Annotated in this window: 15 protein-coding genes and 1 pseudogene; 8 read left to right on the forward strand and 8 right to left on the reverse strand. The window is 57.6% G+C overall.

The features are described 5' to 3' along the window. Window positions 1-168 precede the first annotated feature (168 nt). Entirely contained in the window at window positions 169-1,485 is a 1,317-nt protein-coding gene (locus tag HKD40_RS09925; RefSeq protein ID WP_169195586.1) for an NAD(P)H-dependent oxidoreductase, read from the forward strand. Between the two features lie 41 nt (window positions 1,486-1,526). Here the strand turns inward: HKD40_RS09925 and HKD40_RS09930 are convergent, their stop codons facing one another. Then, the gene (locus HKD40_RS09930) at window positions 1,527-2,054 is read right to left on the reverse strand and encodes an HPP family protein (protein WP_169195587.1); all 528 of its coding nucleotides are present in this window, start codon (window positions 2,052-2,054) and stop codon (window positions 1,527-1,529) included. Between the two features lie 131 nt (window positions 2,055-2,185). On the opposite strand from HKD40_RS09930, the gene HKD40_RS09935 reads away from it, so the two are divergent. After that, the gene (locus tag HKD40_RS09935; protein WP_248306002.1) at window positions 2,186-2,992 is read left to right on the forward strand and encodes a siderophore-interacting protein; all 807 of its coding nucleotides are present in this window, start codon (window positions 2,186-2,188) and stop codon (window positions 2,990-2,992) included. 15 nt (window positions 2,993-3,007) lie between these two features. Here the strand turns inward: HKD40_RS09935 and HKD40_RS09940 are convergent, their stop codons facing one another. Together HKD40_RS09940 and HKD40_RS09945 are read right to left on the reverse strand one after the other, a co-directional pair. After that, window positions 3,008-3,892 carry a sugar kinase gene (locus HKD40_RS09940; protein WP_169195588.1) on the reverse strand — a complete coding sequence of 295 codons (885 nt, stop codon included), beginning with the start codon at window positions 3,890-3,892 and terminating at the stop codon, window positions 3,008-3,010. Next, window positions 3,889-4,836, reverse strand: coding sequence for a pseudouridine-5'-phosphate glycosidase (locus HKD40_RS09945; protein ID WP_169195589.1), 948 nt, complete (start codon window positions 4,834-4,836; stop codon window positions 3,889-3,891). Before HKD40_RS09945 ends, HKD40_RS09940 begins: the two co-directional genes overlap by 4 nt. A gap of 437 nt (window positions 4,837-5,273) precedes the next feature. On the opposite strand from HKD40_RS09945, the gene HKD40_RS09950 reads away from it, so the two are divergent. The 5 genes from HKD40_RS09950 (at window position 5,274) to purU (ending at window position 10,683) form a co-directional block, all read left to right on the forward strand. Then, window positions 5,274-6,365 carry a polyamine ABC transporter substrate-binding protein gene (locus HKD40_RS09950; protein WP_169195590.1) on the forward strand — a complete coding sequence of 364 codons (1,092 nt, stop codon included), beginning with the start codon at window positions 5,274-5,276 and terminating at the stop codon, window positions 6,363-6,365. 178 nt (window positions 6,366-6,543) lie between these two features. Beyond that, complete coding sequence (potA, locus tag HKD40_RS09955) at window positions 6,544-7,695, forward strand: polyamine ABC transporter ATP-binding protein (protein ID WP_169195591.1); 1,152 nt, start codon at window positions 6,544-6,546, stop codon at window positions 7,693-7,695. A gap of 37 nt (window positions 7,696-7,732) precedes the next feature. Beyond that, a complete protein-coding gene (locus tag HKD40_RS09960; RefSeq protein ID WP_169195592.1) occupies window positions 7,733-8,686 on the forward strand; it encodes an ABC transporter permease subunit in 954 nt (317 codons plus the stop codon). Window position 8,687: 1 nt separating this feature from the next. After that, on the forward strand, window positions 8,688-9,503 hold the full coding sequence (locus HKD40_RS09965; RefSeq protein WP_169195593.1) for an ABC transporter permease subunit: 816 nt from the start codon (window positions 8,688-8,690) through the stop codon (window positions 9,501-9,503). 325 nt (window positions 9,504-9,828) lie between these two features. Continuing rightward, window positions 9,829-10,683, forward strand: a complete 855-nt coding sequence (gene purU / locus HKD40_RS09970) for a formyltetrahydrofolate deformylase (RefSeq protein ID WP_248306534.1) — start codon at window positions 9,829-9,831, stop codon at window positions 10,681-10,683. 216 nt (window positions 10,684-10,899) lie between these two features. Here the strand turns inward: purU and HKD40_RS09975 are convergent, their stop codons facing one another. From HKD40_RS09975 to HKD40_RS09995, 5 genes and pseudogenes are all read right to left on the reverse strand, one after another. Continuing rightward, window positions 10,900-11,340 (reverse strand): Rrf2 family transcriptional regulator, encoded by a 441-nt coding sequence (locus tag HKD40_RS09975; RefSeq protein WP_169195595.1) that lies wholly within the window; start codon window positions 11,338-11,340, stop codon window positions 10,900-10,902. Window positions 11,341-11,850: 510 nt separating this feature from the next. After that, a pseudogene (locus tag HKD40_RS09980) lies at window positions 11,851-13,641 on the reverse strand (cation:proton antiporter); the annotation flags it as partial. A gap of 167 nt (window positions 13,642-13,808) precedes the next feature. Beyond that, complete coding sequence (locus HKD40_RS09985; protein WP_169195597.1) at window positions 13,809-14,903, reverse strand: AAA family ATPase; 1,095 nt, start codon at window positions 14,901-14,903, stop codon at window positions 13,809-13,811. Further along, complete coding sequence (locus tag HKD40_RS09990; protein WP_349236802.1) at window positions 14,903-15,586, reverse strand: fumarylacetoacetate hydrolase family protein; 684 nt, start codon at window positions 15,584-15,586, stop codon at window positions 14,903-14,905. Before HKD40_RS09990 ends, HKD40_RS09985 begins: the two co-directional genes overlap by 1 nt. After that, complete coding sequence (locus HKD40_RS09995; RefSeq protein WP_169195599.1) at window positions 15,579-16,640, reverse strand: aldo/keto reductase; 1,062 nt, start codon at window positions 16,638-16,640, stop codon at window positions 15,579-15,581. Before HKD40_RS09995 ends, HKD40_RS09990 begins: the two co-directional genes overlap by 8 nt. A gap of 104 nt (window positions 16,641-16,744) precedes the next feature. Here HKD40_RS09995 and HKD40_RS10000 point away from each other — a divergent pair, with 104 nt between their 5' ends. Further along, the gene (locus tag HKD40_RS10000) at window positions 16,745-17,668 is read left to right on the forward strand and encodes an EamA family transporter (protein WP_169195600.1); all 924 of its coding nucleotides are present in this window, start codon (window positions 16,745-16,747) and stop codon (window positions 17,666-17,668) included. Window position 17,669: the final 1 nt, after the last annotated feature.

The following is a 17,669-nucleotide window of genomic DNA, read 5'->3' on the forward strand; positions in this document are numbered from 1 at the left end:
GGTTGAGGAATTGCTAATCGTGTCAGTCAGTCAGCCCTATCCACAGCATAGAACGCCACTTATGGCCCGCCCGGCCTGCCAAATTGAACGAAAAGGTTTCGAGCGAAAACCTTGCTCCGCTCCCATCTGCGCGCTATCGGCATAGGGAACGTAGATTGGAATAGTCATATGGCCCCCAAAATAGCGCTCACCGGCATTGCCCGTGATCTCGCGGCTCGCGCTGAGCAAGGTAAATCCATCCGGGTGGGGGTTATTGGCTCGGGTGAAATGGGTACGGACCTCGTTACCCAGATGAGCCTGATGCAAGGCGTCGAAATGGCCGCCATTGCCACGCGTCGTCCGCACACCGCGCTCGACGCCATGAAAATCGCCTATGGCGATGATAGCCGCGGCAAGGAAGCAGAAACGCCAGCTCAGGCCACAGCCGCCATTGAGCAAGGCAAGATCGCCATCACCAACGCTGAGACGCTGGTTACGACGCCCAACATCGACGTCATAATTGATGCGACGGGCAAACCGGGCGTTGCGGCCGACTATGACCTTATGGCCATGGAGCACGGCAAGCATGTGGTGATGATGAACGTCGAAGCCGACGTCACCATTGGACCATACTTAAAGGCTCAGGCCGATCGCCTTGGCGTTGTTTATTCGGTGGGCGCGGGCGATGAACCAAGCTCATGCATGGAGTTGATCGAGTTCGTTTCAGCTCTTGGCCTCGACATTGTTGCCGCCGGCAAGGGCAAGAACAATCCTCTTAAGCACGATGCCGTCCCCGACGACTATCGCGAAGAAGCCATGCGCCGGAACATGAACCCACGCATGTTGGTGGAATTTGTCGACGGTTCAAAAACCGCCGTGGAAATGACCGCGATTGCCAATGCCACCGGCCTCGTGCCTGACGTTCCGGGCATGCATGGCCCCGCAACGCACCGTGATGAGATGGCCAAGGTTCTGATCCCCAAAGAAGACGGGGGCATCCTCAACAAGATGGGCGTGGTTGATTTCACCATCGGCAAGGGCGTGGCACCCGGCGTATTTGTGATCGTGAAATCAGACCACCCGCGCATTATTGAGCGCATGGATGATCTGCATATCGGACACGGGCCATACTATGCATTCTTCCGCCCATATCATCTGACCAGCTTGGAAGTGCCGCTCACCTGCGCACGGATTATGATGTACGGCCGGCCAGACATGGTGCCTCTGCCACGACCAGTGGCTGAAGTCTGTGCCGTCGCCAAGCGCGATCTCCTGCCCGGCGAGAGCCTGGATGCGATTGGTGAGACCTGCTACCGCTCTTACGCAATGACCGTTACTGACGCGCAGGCGGCCAAGGCCATCCCTGTTGGTCTTCTAGAAGGTGGAAAGGTCACAGCCCCAATTGCCAAGGGCAGCCTGATCACCACGGCCAATGCCCAACCCGACACGTCCACGCGGTTGTTTTCGCTGCGCCAAGAGCAGGACCGCATGCTGGGCTACATTTAAGGCGATCCCCAGAAGCTCCCTCGCGGGAGCTTCTTTCATTTTCAGTCGACGTTTTGCGAAAGAGGCAAAGGGTAGCGCTTCCGGTGGGGTGGCAGGCGGTGCATGACCATGCCTACCACTACCAAAACAATGCAGGACGCGAGCAACGCCCCAAACAAGTTTAAGGCAGGTACAGGGCCAGTATACACCATCAATGGAACGGCCGCCGCCGGGGGATGGGACACCCGAAAGACCAGCATGGTCAACATTGTTAGTCCCACCGCCAGCCCAACGAGCCACCAAGGCTCGGGGACAACCACCATGCTCAGCGCCGCAAAAACAGCCCCAATGAAATAGCCCGCAAAAATGTTAATCGGCTGGGCCCCGGGCGCTTGCGGCTGGCCAAATATGAGCAGTGCGGTTGGAGCCAATGGCGCGAGCAGCAAAGGCAGTCCGCTGGCGACCCCCAATCCGGCAATTAACGTGACGCTGAGCGCGGTTCCGATCGTGGATTTGAGATGGATGCGCCAGTCCGCTTTCGGCTCATGGCGTGCAACCCAGCGGGCAAGGAGGGGATTTAATTGGCGCATTCGTGGACAATTTTCCATTTTTCAATCGCCAGATAAAGTTTCATCTGCACTTTGCCTATGCCCCTTGCGTGCTTGCGCCCAGACGCCGCACGGGATAATTGCTGACACGCTAACTCAGAAATAAAGTAAACATGATGGACGCCATTGACCCACGCGCTCCGCAGCGCGTTCGCCACGAGACCAGGCTTCGTCTGCTCACGGTCAAAACCGTGACTGACATCACCCCCCTCATGCGCCGCATACGTCTTGAAGGCGATATGGCAGGTTTCGCTTCACTTGGACACGCCGACCACATCAAAACCTTCCTTTTTGCCGAAGGTGTGGCACCGGAGCTTCCACCCGTTGGCCTACGTGGTGCTGAATTTGCGCCTGGCACTCGCCCTGAAATGCGTGACTACACGCCACGCTATTGGAATGTGGAAGAAGGCTGGATCGAACTCGACTTCGCCCTCCACGGCGACGGCCCTGCCTCCACTTGGGCAAACTCTGCTGTCCCCGGCAGCAAATTGGTTATCGGCGGGCCCCGCGGCTCGATGATCGTGCCTTTCGCATTCGACTGGTACTTGCTCGTCGGCGACGAAACAGCGCTGCCCGCGATTGGCCGCCGCATTGAAGAAATGCCTGAAGGCGCCAAGGTTATTGCCATTCTCGAGGTCGACAACCCTGCAGAAGTGCAGAGCTTTGAAACCAAGGCGGACCTCGCATTGCACTATGTCTACCGCAATGGCGCGACCGCAGGTACGACGGCAGTTCTCGCGGACGCGGTAACTGCTGCTGCACTGCCAGACGGCGTAGCCTATGCCTATATCGCTGGTGAAGTGACCATGGCCCACGCGGTGCGCGACCACTTAACGTCCGAGCGCGGTTTCAACCCCGAATACATCAAGGCTGCAGGCTACTGGCGCTATGGCGTTGCTGACGCTCACGAAGATCACTAATTGTTTGGGCCAGCCTTACTGAGGCTGGCCTCCAACAAATTGCACCGCTTTGGCACCGCCAGCTATCCCCGCACCTAGACAAGAACCAGCATCCGCATCCGCCAAAAGCGCGCCAACAAACCCGGCCGCAAAAGCATCCCCTGCCCCGGTTGTATCAACCACCGGCACGACAGGCGCCGGAAGGCTCAGCACAATCCCCTCAGTCCCGCCCAACACCGCCCCGAACCGACCGCGTTTAATAACGACATTTCGGAAGGTTTTAGCGAGTATCGCGATTTGCTGCTCGAAATCAGCGTGCCCTGTCAAAACCTCTGCCTCGCTGTCATTGGCAAATATCCAATCACATGAGCCAACCCAAGCCATAAATTGACTGGGGCCGATCTCGGCCAGAAATCCAACCGAGGCCGGGTCGACAGCAATTGAGATCTGCCGCGCGCGTGCTTGATCGAGCAGACGCCGCACAGCTTGCCTCGGCCCTGGTGAAAACAGACTATAGCCCGAAATCAAGACGAGCCCGACCTCGTCCAAAACGGATTCGGGCATATCATCTGAGCATAGGTTGAGATTGGCGCCGCGGTCGGTGAGAAAGCTACGCTCGCCGTTCTGATCCAGCAGCGTCACGAGGATGCCTGAATCAAACTCAGCATCGCCAGCCAAGTGGGCATCAACACCAAAGCGCGCAAAATAGCGCTCGTGCGTGGCCAAATCGTCCTGCCCTACCCGCGCAACAAACTTGACGGGCACGCCGGCGGCACCAAGCCACACAGCCTGATTGGCTCCGGAACCGCCGGGCCGATTGCGAATTTTCGCGCGTCGATCAGAGCCCCACACTATGGGGCCCTCAGGTTTGACAATAATGTCGGTCATCACGTCGCCGACGACGAGGACCTTCAAGCTCATGGGCGATGCACGCTCGCCTTATTGGCTTCGATCGCCGCCAGTTCGACCGCAATTTCTGCTGCAACCCGGGCATTGTTTTTGACGAGGGCAATATTTGAGGCCAACGACCGTCCCTCGGTCAGCTCGAAAATCCGCTTCAGCAGAAAGGGCGTGGTCGCCTTACCAGCAATGCCCTGGGTTTCCGCGTCAGCCAAAGCCTGCGTGATGAAGGCTTCGATTGCCTCTGGCTCCCATGCGTCCGCTTCCGGAATAGGATTGGCAATCAGCACCCCACCCATTTCTAAATCGGATTGAATGGACAGCATTTTTGCAACTGCTGCGGCAGTATCAAATCGGTGGTCGACCTTGAACCCACTGGTCCGGGCCCAAAACGCCGGAAAATCATCGGTTCCAAAGCCAAGCACGGGCACACCATTGGTTTCCAAAACCTCTAGTGTCTTGGCGATATCCAGAATGGATTTCGCGCCCGCACAAATGACCGTCACAGGCGTGTTGCCGAGCTCTTCTAGGTCTGCCGAAATATCAAAACTGTCCTCGGCACCGCGATGCACCCCACCGATGCCGCCAGTCGCGAAAATGGCAATTCCGGCAAGCGCTGCAATCTGCATGGTGGTGGCAACAGTTGTGCCCGCCATCTCCCCACTCGCCAATAGTGCGGCAACGTCACGACGGCTGGCTTTGGCTGCCCTGTGACCTTCTACCGCTAAGCGTTCCAAGTCATCGCCAGAAACACCAACGCATAGTCGGCCGTCCATAATGGCGATCGTCGCTGGGACGGCGCCTGCTTTACGCACGACATCTTCGACATCCCGCGCCATGGCCAAGTTCTGCGGATAAGGCATGCCATGGGTGATGATTGTCGATTCGAGAGCAACCACTGGCAGACCTTTCGCCAGCGCCGATTTCACCTCGCCCGAGACCGATAGATAGGCTTTCCCGTCCATGGATATTCCCTATTCCCAACCCTGTGGGTGCCGCAAAAGGCCAGCACTGCCATACTAGCTTTTGCGCTTGGGCAACAAATGGGTCAAGAGGTGCAAAAACTTCGCTTACACCGCCTTGTCGGCGGGCCCAATTCTGCTAATTTCGCGTTGATCCTGAGGGAAAGGTTACTTCGCTGAACACGTCTATTGTTGATGGCGCGCAATTTGCGCCTCGATATACGCCCGGCTCCGGGACAATGGCAGCGTTGACCAACCGCTCTGACGAGCGGACGACTTCTCGATTCACATTTCCAATTTCACATTTTCCGAGCTCTCAAAGATGAGGTGCCGGGGCAAGTCGCGGGGCTTTTCCGCGACCCAAGCGTTACGCCGCTAAACCAGCTGTCGCGTCAGACAGACCATCGCCTCAACCAAGGTCCCAATAGGAGACTGATCCCATGAACAAGCCACTCGCCATTGCCCTGGGTGCTCTCTTGGCTGCTAGCCCTGCCTTTGCGCAGGAAGAGCCAGTGCTCAACGTCTACAACTGGTCCGATTATATCGCCGAAGACACCATCGCCAATTTCGAAAAGGAAACTGGCATCAAGGTGAACTACGACGTCTACGACAGCAATGAAATCGTCGACGCCAAGCTCCTTGCTGGCAATTCGGGCTATGACATCGTCGTGCCGTCGGGCAATTTCGTTGAACGTCAGATCAAGTTCGGCCTGATCGCCCCACTCGATAAGTCCAAGCTGACCAATCTGGGCAATCTTGATCCGATCGTTTTGGAACAGGCCGCACGCCACGATCCAGACAATGCCCACGCGGTTCCCTACATGATCAACACGATCGGTCTGGGTTACAACAGCGCCAAGCTGGCGGAAGCTCTGGGTGCCGACGCGCCAATCGACAGCTGGGACCTGTTGTTCAAGCCTGACGTGGTATCAAAGCTGGCGTCTTGCGGTGTTGCCGTTCTCGACAGCCCGTCTGAAGTCATGGGTATTGCGCTGAACTACCTTGGCATCGACGCCAATTCAGAATCTGAGGAAGACCTCGCCAAGGCCGAAGCTCTGCTTAACTCGGTGAAACCGCACATCCGTTACTTCCACTCGTCGCAGTACATCGACGATCTGGGCAACGGCGAAATCTGCTTGGCCCTCGGCTACTCGGGCGACATCTTCATTGCCTCGGACGCTGCAGCCGAGGCCAATCGTGGCGTTGAAGTCAACTACCTGATCCCCAAGGAAGGTGCAGCAACGCTGTTCGACTTCATGGAGATTCCTGCGGACGCACCGCACAAGGAAAATGCCCACAAGTTTATCGACTACATCCTGCGCCCAGAAGTTGTGGCTGAGATCACCAATTATGTGTTCTACGCCAACCCAAACCTGCCGGCTCTTGAGTTTGTAGACGATGAAGTGAAGAACAATCCGGGCATTTATCCGCCTGCAGAAGTGCTGGCCGAAGCTTTTGTGATGTCTGCGCACTCTCCAGAGTACGAAGAGGTCTTGACCCGCACTTGGACCCGCATCAAAACGGGTCAGTAACAAGTTTTGCGAAGGGGCGGTTTCGACCGCCCCTTCAACCATTGCCAGCCCGGTTTTCGAATGTCTTCGAACACCCTCCCCTGGCGTTGTTTTCGAGTACCGATTTTTGCCTTAAACGGAGAAGTCGGCAGCGCTGAAGATGACGGCAGGTGGCCGTCAGTAGAGTTGCAGAGCGTCAATGGCCAAGAAGCCGCAGCTTGCAGTCGATACGCGCCCATGGCGCGATACTGGTAATAATAAGCCCTTCGTTCGCATTAAAAATGTGACCAAGAAGTTTGGCGACGTCACTGCTGTCAATGACGTGTCGCTCGACATCTATCGCTCTGAACTCTTCTGCCTTCTGGGCGGTTCAGGCTCGGGCAAGTCGACGCTTTTGCGCATGCTCGCAGGCTTTGAAATGCCAACCTCGGGCACCATCGAGATCGACGGCCAGGACATGACCAATGTCCCGCCCTATAACCGTCCCATCAATATGATGTTCCAGAGCTATGCTCTGTTCCCGCACATGACGGTCGAACAGAATATAGCCTACGGCCTCAAGCGCGATCACCTGCCCAAGGATGAGATTACTGCCCGTGTCGCTGAACTTCTCGCATTGGTGAAGTTGCAGGACTATGGCAAGCGCAAGCCGCACCAGCTTTCCGGTGGTCAGCGCCAGCGCGTTGCCCTCGCGCGTGCTCTGGCTAAGCGGCCAAAACTCTTGCTCCTCGACGAACCTCTTGGCGCGCTCGACAAGAAGCTGCGCGAGGAAACCCAGTTCGAGTTGGTCAAAATCCAGGAATCGCTTGGCGTTACCTTCATCGTCGTGACCCACGACCAGGAAGAAGCCATGACCTTGGCCACCCGCATAGGGGTGATGAACCAAGGCGAAATCGCCATGATCGGCGAACCAACTGACATCTACGAATATCCAAACTCCCGTTTTGTCGCGAGTTTCATTGGCTCTGCCAATATGGTCGAAGGCACTGTCACCGAAGACGAGCCAGACCACGTGCGTATCCGCTCCAAGGAATTGGGCTGCGATATTTACGTCGGCCACGGGGTCGACTGCGCACCAGATCAGATTTTGTGGTGGGCCATCCGCCCAGAAAAAATGTCGCTGAGCCGTGAAAAGCCCGAAGGCCATTTCGGCGCCAACGTCACCACTGGCGTAGTCGAAGAAATCGCTTATTTGGGCGACATCTCGGTTTATCAGGTGGAGCTGGAAAGCGGCAAACGCGTCCGTGTGAGCCAGACCAATTCCGTGCGCGGCAATCCAGACGCGATTACATGGGAAGAGAAGGTCTACATCACCTGGGATGACAACGCCGGTTCGGTGCTAACAGTATGATCACCCCTTTTGTTGTTTTCCAGCGTGGGGTCCGAGCATGACTTCCGCTCACGAACCAACCATCCCTCCGCCCCGACGGCTAAAACCCTGGAACGCGGTTGAGCGCTCATTGCGTAAAGTGGGCATCACCGGCCGCATGCTGGTGTTGGCCGCTCCTGCGCTTTGGCTGTTCATCTTCTTTCTGGTGCCGCTCGCGGTTGTTTTCGGCATCTCGCTGGCGACCAAGCAGTTCGGCCGTCCGCCCTATTCAGCGCTCCTGAGCACCGAAGACGGCACCGTGCAGCTCACCCTGCATTTGAGCAACTACATCCGGCTTTTCACCGATAATCTTTATATCGCAGCTTACCTGAGCTCGATCCGGATTGCTGCGATCGCAACGGTGATCACGCTGTTCGTTGGCTACCCAATGGCCTATGCCATTGCACGTGCGCCCGACCGGTGGCGCAACATCTTGCTGATGTTGGTGGTTCTGCCGTTCTTCACATCCTTCCTGCTGCGTGTTTATGCCCTCTCGGGCTTTATGCGCGGCAATGGCGTCATCAACCAGTTCTTGGGCATGTTTGGCATACCGCCTTTGGTGATGATGCAGACCGACTTTGCGGTCTATGTCGGCATTGTTTACACCTACCTGCCCTTTATGATCCTGCCGCTCTATACGACGCTGGTGAAACTCGACAGCTCGCTGTTCGAGGCCGCAGCCGACCTTGGCGCGCGTCCTGTACTGACCTTCCTAACGGTTACCCTGCCGCTCTCGCTGCCGGGCATTATCGCGGGGTCGATGCTGGTGTTCATTCCAGCCATTGGCGAGTTCGTTATTCCCTCGCTCTTGGGCGGTCCTGAAACACTCATGATCGGCCGCGTGTTGTGGGATGAGTTCTTCACCGCCGCCAACTGGCCGCGCGCTGCAGCGGTCGCCTGCGCTATGCTGCTGGTCGTCGTCGTTCCCATCATGCTCCTCCAGAAGGTGCAAAGCTCGATGGTGGAGAAGTAAGATGTTCTCACGTGGATGGTTTTTGCCCATCGCCGCAGCACTTGGCTTCTCCTTCCTTTATGCGCCAATCGTGTCGCTGGTCATCTTCTCGTTCAACGAAAGCAGCCTCGTCACGGTCTGGTCGGGCTTTTCGACCAAGTGGTACTCCGCGCTCTTCAACGACCCGCAGCTCTTGGGCGCTGCCTGGCTGAGCCTACAGATCGCAGCACTTGCGGCAACAATAGCGCTTGTGCTCGGCACGCTTGCGGCAGTGGCGCTCGTGCGCTTCCGCCGCTTCAAGGGTCGTACTCTGTTCTCGGGAATGGTGTCGGCCCCGCTGGTCATGCCGGACGTGATCACGGGCCTGTCGCTGCTTTTGCTCTTCGTGGCCATGGAATCCATGCTGGGTTGGCCGCGCGGGCGCGGGATGATGACCATCGTCATCGCCCACGCGACCTTCTGCACGGCCTATGTCTGCGTTGTGGTTCAGTCGCGCCTTGCTGATTTCGACCGAAGCCTTGAAGAAGCAGCGATGGATCTGGGCGCGAGCCCTGTTCGCACCTTCTTTGACGTAACCTTGCCCATCATTGCGCCGGCCCTCGTATCGGGTTGGCTCTTGGGCTTCACGCTCTCGCTCGACGATCTTGTGATCGCCAGCTTTGTTTCAGGCCCCGGCTCGTCGACCCTGCCAATGGTGATTTTCTCCAAGGTCCGCCTTGGCGTGTCGCCCGACGTAAATGCGCTTGCGACCATAATAATTGGTATCGTCGCTGCCGGGGTACTGCTGGCAACCTTGCTGCAATTGCGCGGACGGCCCAAGAAAAAGGCCCGTGCGTAACCTTGTTGAAACCCGCTTCCGAGCGGGTTTTTTCTTGGCACAATCGCCCATTACTCGCCGGACTAGACAGAGCAGAACTTTGAGGGCACACTCTTATTATGTTCAACCTGTTATAAGGAGGTGATCCAGTGTCTTTTGAGGTTTTAGTTCTCTCGAGCTCCGGTATTCGTGCAGTGAACGGGAGTGATCTCGGCTAGCACACCTCCGCAGTCCCAGAGACTGATTAACTCAGGAAGGGCCACTCTTAGGGGTGGCCCTTTTTGTTGGGCTTGACGTGGGGGCTTTAGGCATTGATACCCCAATGCAAATATTTTGGAGGCTTGCCGTGTCCTCGGCTAATTTTGTTCTGACCCTATCCTGCATCGACCGTCCGGGCATTGTGGCTGCCGTCACAACAGAACTGGCGGGCCTGAATGCCAACATCGCTGAGAGCAATCAGTTCTGGGATAAGGAAACCGGTCGCTTCTTTATGCGCATCGCCTTTACCGCACCGGATGGGCTGAGCCGCGAAGCTATTGAAAATGCGCTGAAATCGCCAATCGCTCGCTTCGATATGCAAACCGCGTTGAGCGATGAGAGCATTCGCAAGCGTATCGTGATCATGGTTTCAAAGTTCGACCACACGCTCTTGCACCTGCTCTACCAGATCCGTGTGGGCTGGCTAAATGCCGACGTTGCAGCGATCGTTTCGAACCATGAAGATGCGCGCAAGATCGCAGAAGATGCAGGGATTCCATACCATTACCTGCCTGTGACCAAAGACACCAAGGCCGATCAAGAAGCCAAGGTACTTGAGATTGTGCGCGACAGTGGCGCTGATCTTGTCGTGCTCGCCCGCTATATGCAGGTGCTGTCGGACAAGCTCTCGACCCGTCTTTTCGGTCAGGTCATCAACATCCACCACTCGTTCCTGCCGAGCTTTAAGGGCGCTAAGCCCTACCATCAGGCGCATGAGCGTGGCGTGAAAATCATTGGCGCTACAGCGCATTACGTCACGCCAGACCTCGATGAAGGTCCGATTATCGAGCAGGAAACTGCCCGCGTGACTCATGCCCTGAGCGCTGATGATCTGGTGGCCGCTGGCCGCGATATCGAAAGCCGCGTTCTGGCGCGTGCGGTGAAATTCCATTTGGAAAACCGCGTGATGCTCAATGGCCGTAAAACGGTTGTATTTGGCTGATTGGTTCGGCCTTTAGCCGGAGCGTCACGCCATAACTACCGATACAACCACACTAATTATCCTGGCCGCAGCGGGCATCGCTGCGGCTTGGCTCATTTTCTCAGTGTTCAAGCATCTCTTGGGCATTCTGGCGATCGCGGCTTTGGCCGCCATTGCTTTCGTCGTGGTGACACGACCTGAACTCCTTGATTTCGCAAAGAGTTTTCTCGCGGACCGTTAGGCTACAGCGTCGATTTCGATATCAGCCAGATTGAGCGAGTCCGCGAGGCTGGTGCGATCCAGAACTTCACGCGTTGCGAGTGTAACCCGTTCAAAAACATGTCGAATTTCGCAGGACGCTTCATCCTGGCAATCAACGCACTTGCGATAAGCGATCTTTGAAAGGCAGGGGAGCGGGGCGATTGGACCATCGATTAGCCTAAGTACTTCTCCGTAGGTAATCTCCGATGGCGCACGCACAAGCCCGTATCCGCCCATGCGTCCGCGGCGGCTGGTGACGATGCCAGCCCGTTTTAATTCCAAGAGAATTTGCTCCAGGAACTTTTTGGGGATGGCCTGATCGCGGGAGATTTCGCCGATCATACGGGTCTCGCCAGGAGCGGTGCGGGCGAGAGCAACCAGAGCGCGCAAGGCGTATTTGGCCTTTTGAGAAATCATAATGCGCGCCGGGCCTTATCAGTCTTTGGTCTCTGGTTTAACCACCGGCACGTCATCATTCGTCGAGGTCTCCTCGGAACCTTCAGATGCAGTAGCATCCTCTGGTGAAGCCTCCTCCGTCGCGATGGGTTCGTCAACCGTTTCGATCACGGTTATTTCAGCGGGCGGTAAACGAGGGGCCTCTGATGGGCCTATTTGTGGCACTGTGCCGGCACTTTTGGGCTCCACAATGGTCAAAACTTCGATTTCGATGGGCGCCGGACGATTTTGGGCCACGGGCTCTGACGCCTCAACCTCGACAGCCTCCTCAGCTGCCGACACGGCAACAATTTCAGCCGTGGTTTCGTCATCGACAAGCGGCTCGATTCGATCAGCCGGACCATGCTCCTCTTGAGCGTCTATCAATACCGGATCTACGACTGGTAGCTCGTCCTCACCCAAGGCGGCGTATTTGATCACGGCGGAATGTGCTTCCTTTATCGGCGCTTTGGTTATGGCACCTGCGGCGCGCAACACATCCAAAAAGCCCCGACCAATTTCGCGCTCGCCGCGAATGATCGTGCTGGCCCCCAAGCCGCGCAGAAAACTCTCTTCCTCGCCGGAATAAGCGCGGGCGATGATCTGGATGCTTGGGTTGAGCTTGGCGGAGCTTTCGCAAACACTGCCCGCTTCAAAGGCATTGGAAATGGCAACGAGAAGCGTTTTGGCTTGCGCGAGATTGGCGAGCTTCAACACGTCTTGGTGCGCCGCATTCCCGACCACCACTTCAAAGCCTTCGCTACGCGCGGCAGCGACGTCGTGATCAGAATCCTCGATTACGACGACTCCGCCGCCCTCAGCCTTGATGCCTTGGGCGATCACGCGCCCCACTTCGCCGTAGCCAACCAGAACGGTGTGCTCGGTTTGAGTGGATGGCTCTGGAGTATCGTCGTCAGCGCCAAGCGCTCCGCGATCAAGGCCTGCGGCGGTTGGGATGTCGGTGGTCGCGGGGCCTGTTGCAGCCAAAGAGGGCTCATGACGTCCGGAAGCTGGTACACTGGACTTGTCTTCGCCCTGCGGCTTGCCAAAGCGCGCCTCAAGCTTGGGACGAATAAGGTCATTGGCCCAGAAAGCCACGGGGTTGAGCAGAATGGAGATCAGCGCGCCCGCAAGAATAAGGTCTTTCGCCTCGGTGGGGAGAATGGCCAGGGCCACGCCCATGCTGGCGAGGATGAAGGAGAACTCACCAATTTGCGCCAGCGAGGCCGAAATGGTGAGGGCAGTGCCGACGGGACGGCGGAACAGCAGCACGATCCCGAAGGCGGCAAGGGACTTGCCCACCATAATGATGAAAACGGTCGCGAGAACCTGGAACGGCTGCGCCAAAAGGATGGCCGGGTCGAACAGCATGCCGACCGAGACAAAGAAGAGAACCGAGAAGGCATCCCGCAGCGGCAGGGTTTCGTTGGCGGCGCGGTGAGAAAGCTCGCTCTCAGCCAAGATCATGCCCGCAAAGAAAGCGCCAAGCGCCAGCGACACGCCAAAGAGCATGGCCGAGCCGAGGGCAACACCCAAGGCAATTGCCAACACGGCGAGGCGGAACAGCTCGCGGCTGCCGGTGTGGGCCGTGGTGTGCAGCGCCCAAGGGATAATGCGCCGACCCACGACAAGCATGAAACCAACGAAAGCGGCCACCTTGATAAAGGTCAGGACGAGCACGCCCCAGATGCCGATATCAACGCCCAGAATACGGGTAACGAAGGAGACGAAGGGATCGTGCACGCCCGTTGTCGTGCCGCTCACACTGGCGATAGCGGGAACCAACACCAGGGCGAGAACCATCGCCAGATCTTCGACAATCAACCAGCCAACAGCAATCCGCCCGCGTTCGCTTTCCAGCAAGCGCCGGTCTTGCAGCGCCTTAAGCAGCACGACGGTGGACGCCACGGACAGCGCCAAGCCAAAGAGCAGGGCCGCGCCAAGGCTCCAGCCCAGAAGGAGGCCCAAGCCCGCACCCAGAACCGTGGCCGAGGCGATCTGCACGATTGCGCCGGGAATGGCGATATTGCGGACACTCATCAGGTCTTTGAGAGAGAAATGGAGGCCAACCCCGAACATGAGGAGGATGACGCCCATTTCGGCCAGTTCGGCACCGATTTTCTGATCGGCAACAAAGCCGGGCGTGAAGGGACCGACGAGAATACCGGCGAACAAATAGCCCACCAAAGGGGGCATTTTGAACCGGTTGGCGATCATGCCGAAGATATAGGCTAGCACCAAACCCGCTACGATCGTCGTGATCAATGGGGACTCGTGGTGCATCTGCGCCTCCGGCTTTTCGCGATTTCAAAGTTCACAATGAGGGATCAAAACCTCAAGTTCAAGCGAGCATCGGCCCAAGGCGATACGCGCGGGCAAGCTTAGGCCCTGCCCCCATAGATGCGGAAAACATGACTGAACTTTGACTCTGGCGCGGCCGAATGGCGGCCTTAGCCGCTGACGATGGTTATCTTTTCAGCGGCACGGGTAATCGCGGTGTAAAGCCAGCGCGCGCGTTCCTCGCGGAAGACATGGCTCTCATCGAAGAGATAGACATTGTCCCACTGGCTGCCCTGCGCCTTATGGACGGTGAGGCAATAGCCAAAGGTGAACTCGTCAAACTGGCGGCGCTCGGTCCACGCCATAGCGTCTTCCTCACCCGCAAAGAACGCCTTGTGCGTGAGGACCTTCGCCTCGCCCTTGCCTTCATCATCGACGAGAAGCAGCGTCCACTTGCCAGAGTTGCGTTTCCAAGCTTCTGAGACGATCCAGATTTGACCGTTGAGGAGACGTTTACGCGGATTGTTGCGCAGGCACACCATTCGGTCGCCAAGGACCGGCTCATGGAACGGCAGGCCCTTCAGCTCGCGGATACGATCATTATAGGTCAGACGCGTTTTATTGCGCCCAACGAGAACCTGATCGGCCTCCATCACCGCGTCACGATCAACCTGAGCACGGGTGACAACGCAGCTCTCACCATAGGTGCCGTGTTCCAGATAGCCCCCTTCACGCACTGCCATCGAAAGGCGGATGATCGGATTATCGGCGGCCTGGCGGTGAATTTCGGTGAGCATGATGTCGGGTTCGACATCGGTAAAAAAGCCTGCGCCCTGCACTGGCGGCAGCTGGAAGGGGTCGCCGAGAACCAAAACCTTGGTGCCGAACGAGAGAAGGTCGATTGCAAGCTGCTGATCGACCATCGAGACCTCGTCAATGACGATGAGGTCGGCGTCGGCGGCCCCGCTTTCGGGATCGAGCGCAAAGCGCGGCTCGCCATTATCGTCCGAGACCAGCGTATAGATCAGCGAATGGATGGTTTGCGCGCCCTTGCAGCCGCGCTTGCGCATGACCATCGCAGCCTTGCCGGTGAAAGCTGCATAGCGCACCGAGCGCACGTCTTGCGCTAAGTGCACGGCCAGCGTTGACTTGCCCGTGCCGGCCCAACCAAACAGGCGAAAGACTTGCGGAGCATTTTTGTCCTTAAGCCAATTTGAAACAGCGATAAGTGCTGCGTCCTGCTGAGCAGACCAGACGGGTGGCATTAAATGATCTCCGCTTTGATGGTCCCAAGGCCTGCAATAGCACCTTCGAGAACATCGCCTTTCACCACCGCTCCAACGCCTGCCGGTGTTCCGGTCATAATCAGATCGCCTGCTTTGAGGGCAATGAATTGGCTGAGATAGGAAATGGTCTCGGGAACGGACCAAATCTGTTCAGACAAATCACCCGATTGGCGCAGCGCGCCATTGACCTTGAGCGTAATGGCACCGGCTTGGAGATGGCCGATTTGCGCAGCGGGCACAACCCGCCCAATTGGCGCAGACTGATCAAAGCCTTTGGCCATTGTCGACGGCCGCCCCTGCTTTTTCGCTTGGGCTTGGAGGTCGCGGCGCGTCATGTCGAGACCCACCGCATAGCCAAACACATGGGCTAGCGCATCGGCCTCAGCAATGTTCTCGCCGTCTTTGCCAATGGCAACAACCAGCTCGACCTCATGATGGAAATCAACGGTTTGCGGCGGATAGGCGATTGGGGCGTCGTCAATGACCACCGCGTCCGCTGGCTTTTCAAAGAAGAAGGGCGGATCGTGCAGATCATTGCCCATCTCTTTGACGTGCTCAGCGTAGTTTCGGCCCACGCAATAAACGCGGCGCACCGGAAAAAAGCGCCCATCGGCGACAGGCACAAGCACCGGCTGCGGCGCGGCAAAAACCAGATCAACCACGCTTGAGCTCCTCAGCATAGGGACGAATAAGACCCCAATCGGCGGGGCCCAGTCGATCCTGCGCTGTAAAGCTTTGATGCCAATAAGGATAGAGCAGCGGCGGTTGGCTGGCCTTGTCGAGCCGCGCTCGTTCTTCGCTCGAGAGGGTGAGCCTTGCGGCGGCAATATTGTCGGCAAATTGGGCTTCGTTGCGACCGCCAATGATCACCGAGGTGACGCCGGGACGGCCCAGCAGCCAAGCCAACGCCACTTGCGCCCCGGAGACGCCGCGCTGTTCGGCGATTTCAATGAGCACATCGATGATGGAATAGAGCTTTTCCCAATCGTAAACCGGAGGCTCGCGGAAACCGCCGACATGGCGACCACTTTCCGGGCCTCCATCGCGACGATATTTGCCCGAGAGCAGGCCGCCCGCCAGCGGGGACCACACGAGAATGCCAAGGCCCTGATCGTGCGAAACAGGGACCAGTTCATATTCGGCATCGCGCGAATGCAGCGAGTAGTGAATTTGCTGGGACACAAAGCGTTCGCTGCCGCGCTTTTCGCTGGCCATGAGCGCTTTCATGATGTGCCAGCCGGAATAGTTCGAACAGCCGATGTAGCGAACATGACCGTGGCGCACGAGCGTATCCAGTGCCTCCATGGTTTCCTCGATGGGGGTCAGCCCGTCCCACTCATGGACCTGATAAAGGTCAATGTAATCGGTCTTGAGCCGTTTCAGGCTCGCCTTGCATTGCTCGATAATGTGGTGGCGCGACAGCCCAGCCTGATTGGGCCCATCGCCCATTCTGAAGCGCACCTTGGTGGCGACAAGCGCCTTGTCGCGCCGACCATTTTGCGCGAGCACTTCGCCCAAGATTTCTTCGGAGACGCCAGCATTGTAGACATTGGCTGTGTCGTAGAGATTGATCCCAGCGTCGAGGCACATGTCCACTTGCCGCGCGGCGGCATTGACGTCGGCATGGCCAATCTTTTCGCTGCCGCCGAAAGTCATTGTGCCCATGGTCATAACCGAGACCTTGAGGCCTGATCGGCCCAGTTGACGATATTCCATGAGCATTCCTCCTTTGTTCTCCTCTTAACAGGGCTAAAGACTGGAGCGGCTGCGGTCAATCGGCTGGGTGGCGTTTCTCGCAAGGGTAAGCGCGAGGGCAGACCATGACGCGGCACAGTTTCAATGCTAGAGCTGTTCGTCACCTCGTCTTAGGCAGTGTTGTGCGGCCCAATTCCATCGCTCTCCCGGTACTTCTCGTCGCGCTCGGCATGGCCTTTACCCAAACCGGGGCCAGCTTTGCCAAAATGCTGTTTCCGCTGGTGGGCGCGCCGGGGGCAACGGCGCTGCGGCTGACCATTGCCGCCGTTGTTCTCATCGCCATTTTCCGCCCCTGGCGGTTTAAGCTCGATGGGAAACAGTGGCGGGCGGTTCTGCTTTATGGCGTTTCCATGGGCGCGATGAACCTCTTCTTCTACGCGGCGCTGGAACACATTCCGCTGGGGTTGGCGGTTGCCCTCGAGTTCACCGGGCCACTGGCGGTCGCGCTTTTTGGCGCGCGAAAGCCACTCGATTTCTTCTGGATCGTTTTGGCGCTGATCGGTTTTGGTTCGCTAATCCCCTGGGGCGGAAGCGGTGACGATATTTCGATTATCGGGGTGTTGCTCGCTCTGGCAGCAGGCGCGTGTTGGGCGGGCTATATTGTCTTTGGGCAGCGGGCGGGGACCGGCGGCGGGCCCCATATTGCAGCACTCGGTGTTGGCACGGCCGCTATCATCGCCCTGCCCTTTGGACTTATGACGGCGGGGCCGGCGCTGTTTGATGTCTCGATACTGCCGCTCGCTATCACTGTGGCGCTGATGTCGAGCGCTATTCCCTATGCGCTTGATATGGTGGCCCTGCCCCATATTCCAGCGCGGCTCTTTGGGATTTTGATGAGCGGGCAACCCGCTTTGGCGGCAATCTCGGGGCTGGTTATCTTGGGCGAGCGATTGAGCGTATTGCAGACCATCGGCATGGTGGCGATTATGGCGGCGTCAATTGGGGCGACGCTGACCATTGCCCGCGCGAAAAACCGCGAAAACATTTGAT

The organism is Devosia sp. MC1541 (assembly GCF_012847305.1).
Taxonomy (GTDB): domain Bacteria; phylum Pseudomonadota; class Alphaproteobacteria; order Rhizobiales; family Devosiaceae; genus Devosia.

Bases quoted from the DNA above. Each gene is read 5' to 3' on its own strand.
- HKD40_RS09965 (WP_169195593.1), top strand. From the start codon at position 8,688: ATGTTCTCACGTGGATGGTTTTTGCCCATCGCCGCAGCACTTGGCTTC.
- HKD40_RS09925 (WP_169195586.1), top strand. From the start codon at position 169: ATGGCCCCCAAAATAGCGCTCACCGGCATTGCCCGTGATCTCGCGGCT.
- HKD40_RS09960 (WP_169195592.1), top strand. From the start codon at position 7,733: ATGACTTCCGCTCACGAACCAACCATCCCTCCGCCCCGACGGCTAAAA.
- potA (WP_169195591.1), top strand. From the start codon at position 6,544: ATGGCCAAGAAGCCGCAGCTTGCAGTCGATACGCGCCCATGGCGCGAT.
- HKD40_RS09950 (WP_169195590.1), top strand. From the start codon at position 5,274: ATGAACAAGCCACTCGCCATTGCCCTGGGTGCTCTCTTGGCTGCTAGC.
- HKD40_RS09985 (WP_169195597.1), bottom strand. From the start codon at position 14,903: ATGCCACCCGTCTGGTCTGCTCAGCAGGACGCAGCACTTATCGCTGTT.
- HKD40_RS09995 (WP_169195599.1), bottom strand. From the start codon at position 16,640: ATGGAATATCGTCAACTGGGCCGATCAGGCCTCAAGGTCTCGGTTATG.
- HKD40_RS09945 (WP_169195589.1), bottom strand. From the start codon at position 4,836: ATGGACGGGAAAGCCTATCTATCGGTCTCGGGCGAGGTGAAATCGGCG.
- HKD40_RS10000 (WP_169195600.1), top strand. From the start codon at position 16,745: ATGACGCGGCACAGTTTCAATGCTAGAGCTGTTCGTCACCTCGTCTTA.
- HKD40_RS09940 (WP_169195588.1), bottom strand. From the start codon at position 3,892: ATGAGCTTGAAGGTCCTCGTCGTCGGCGACGTGATGACCGACATTATT.
- HKD40_RS09975 (WP_169195595.1), bottom strand. From the start codon at position 11,340: ATGATTTCTCAAAAGGCCAAATACGCCTTGCGCGCTCTGGTTGCTCTC.
- HKD40_RS09935 (WP_248306002.1), top strand. From the start codon at position 2,186: ATGATGGACGCCATTGACCCACGCGCTCCGCAGCGCGTTCGCCACGAG.
- HKD40_RS09930 (WP_169195587.1), bottom strand. From the start codon at position 2,054: ATGCGCCAATTAAATCCCCTCCTTGCCCGCTGGGTTGCACGCCATGAG.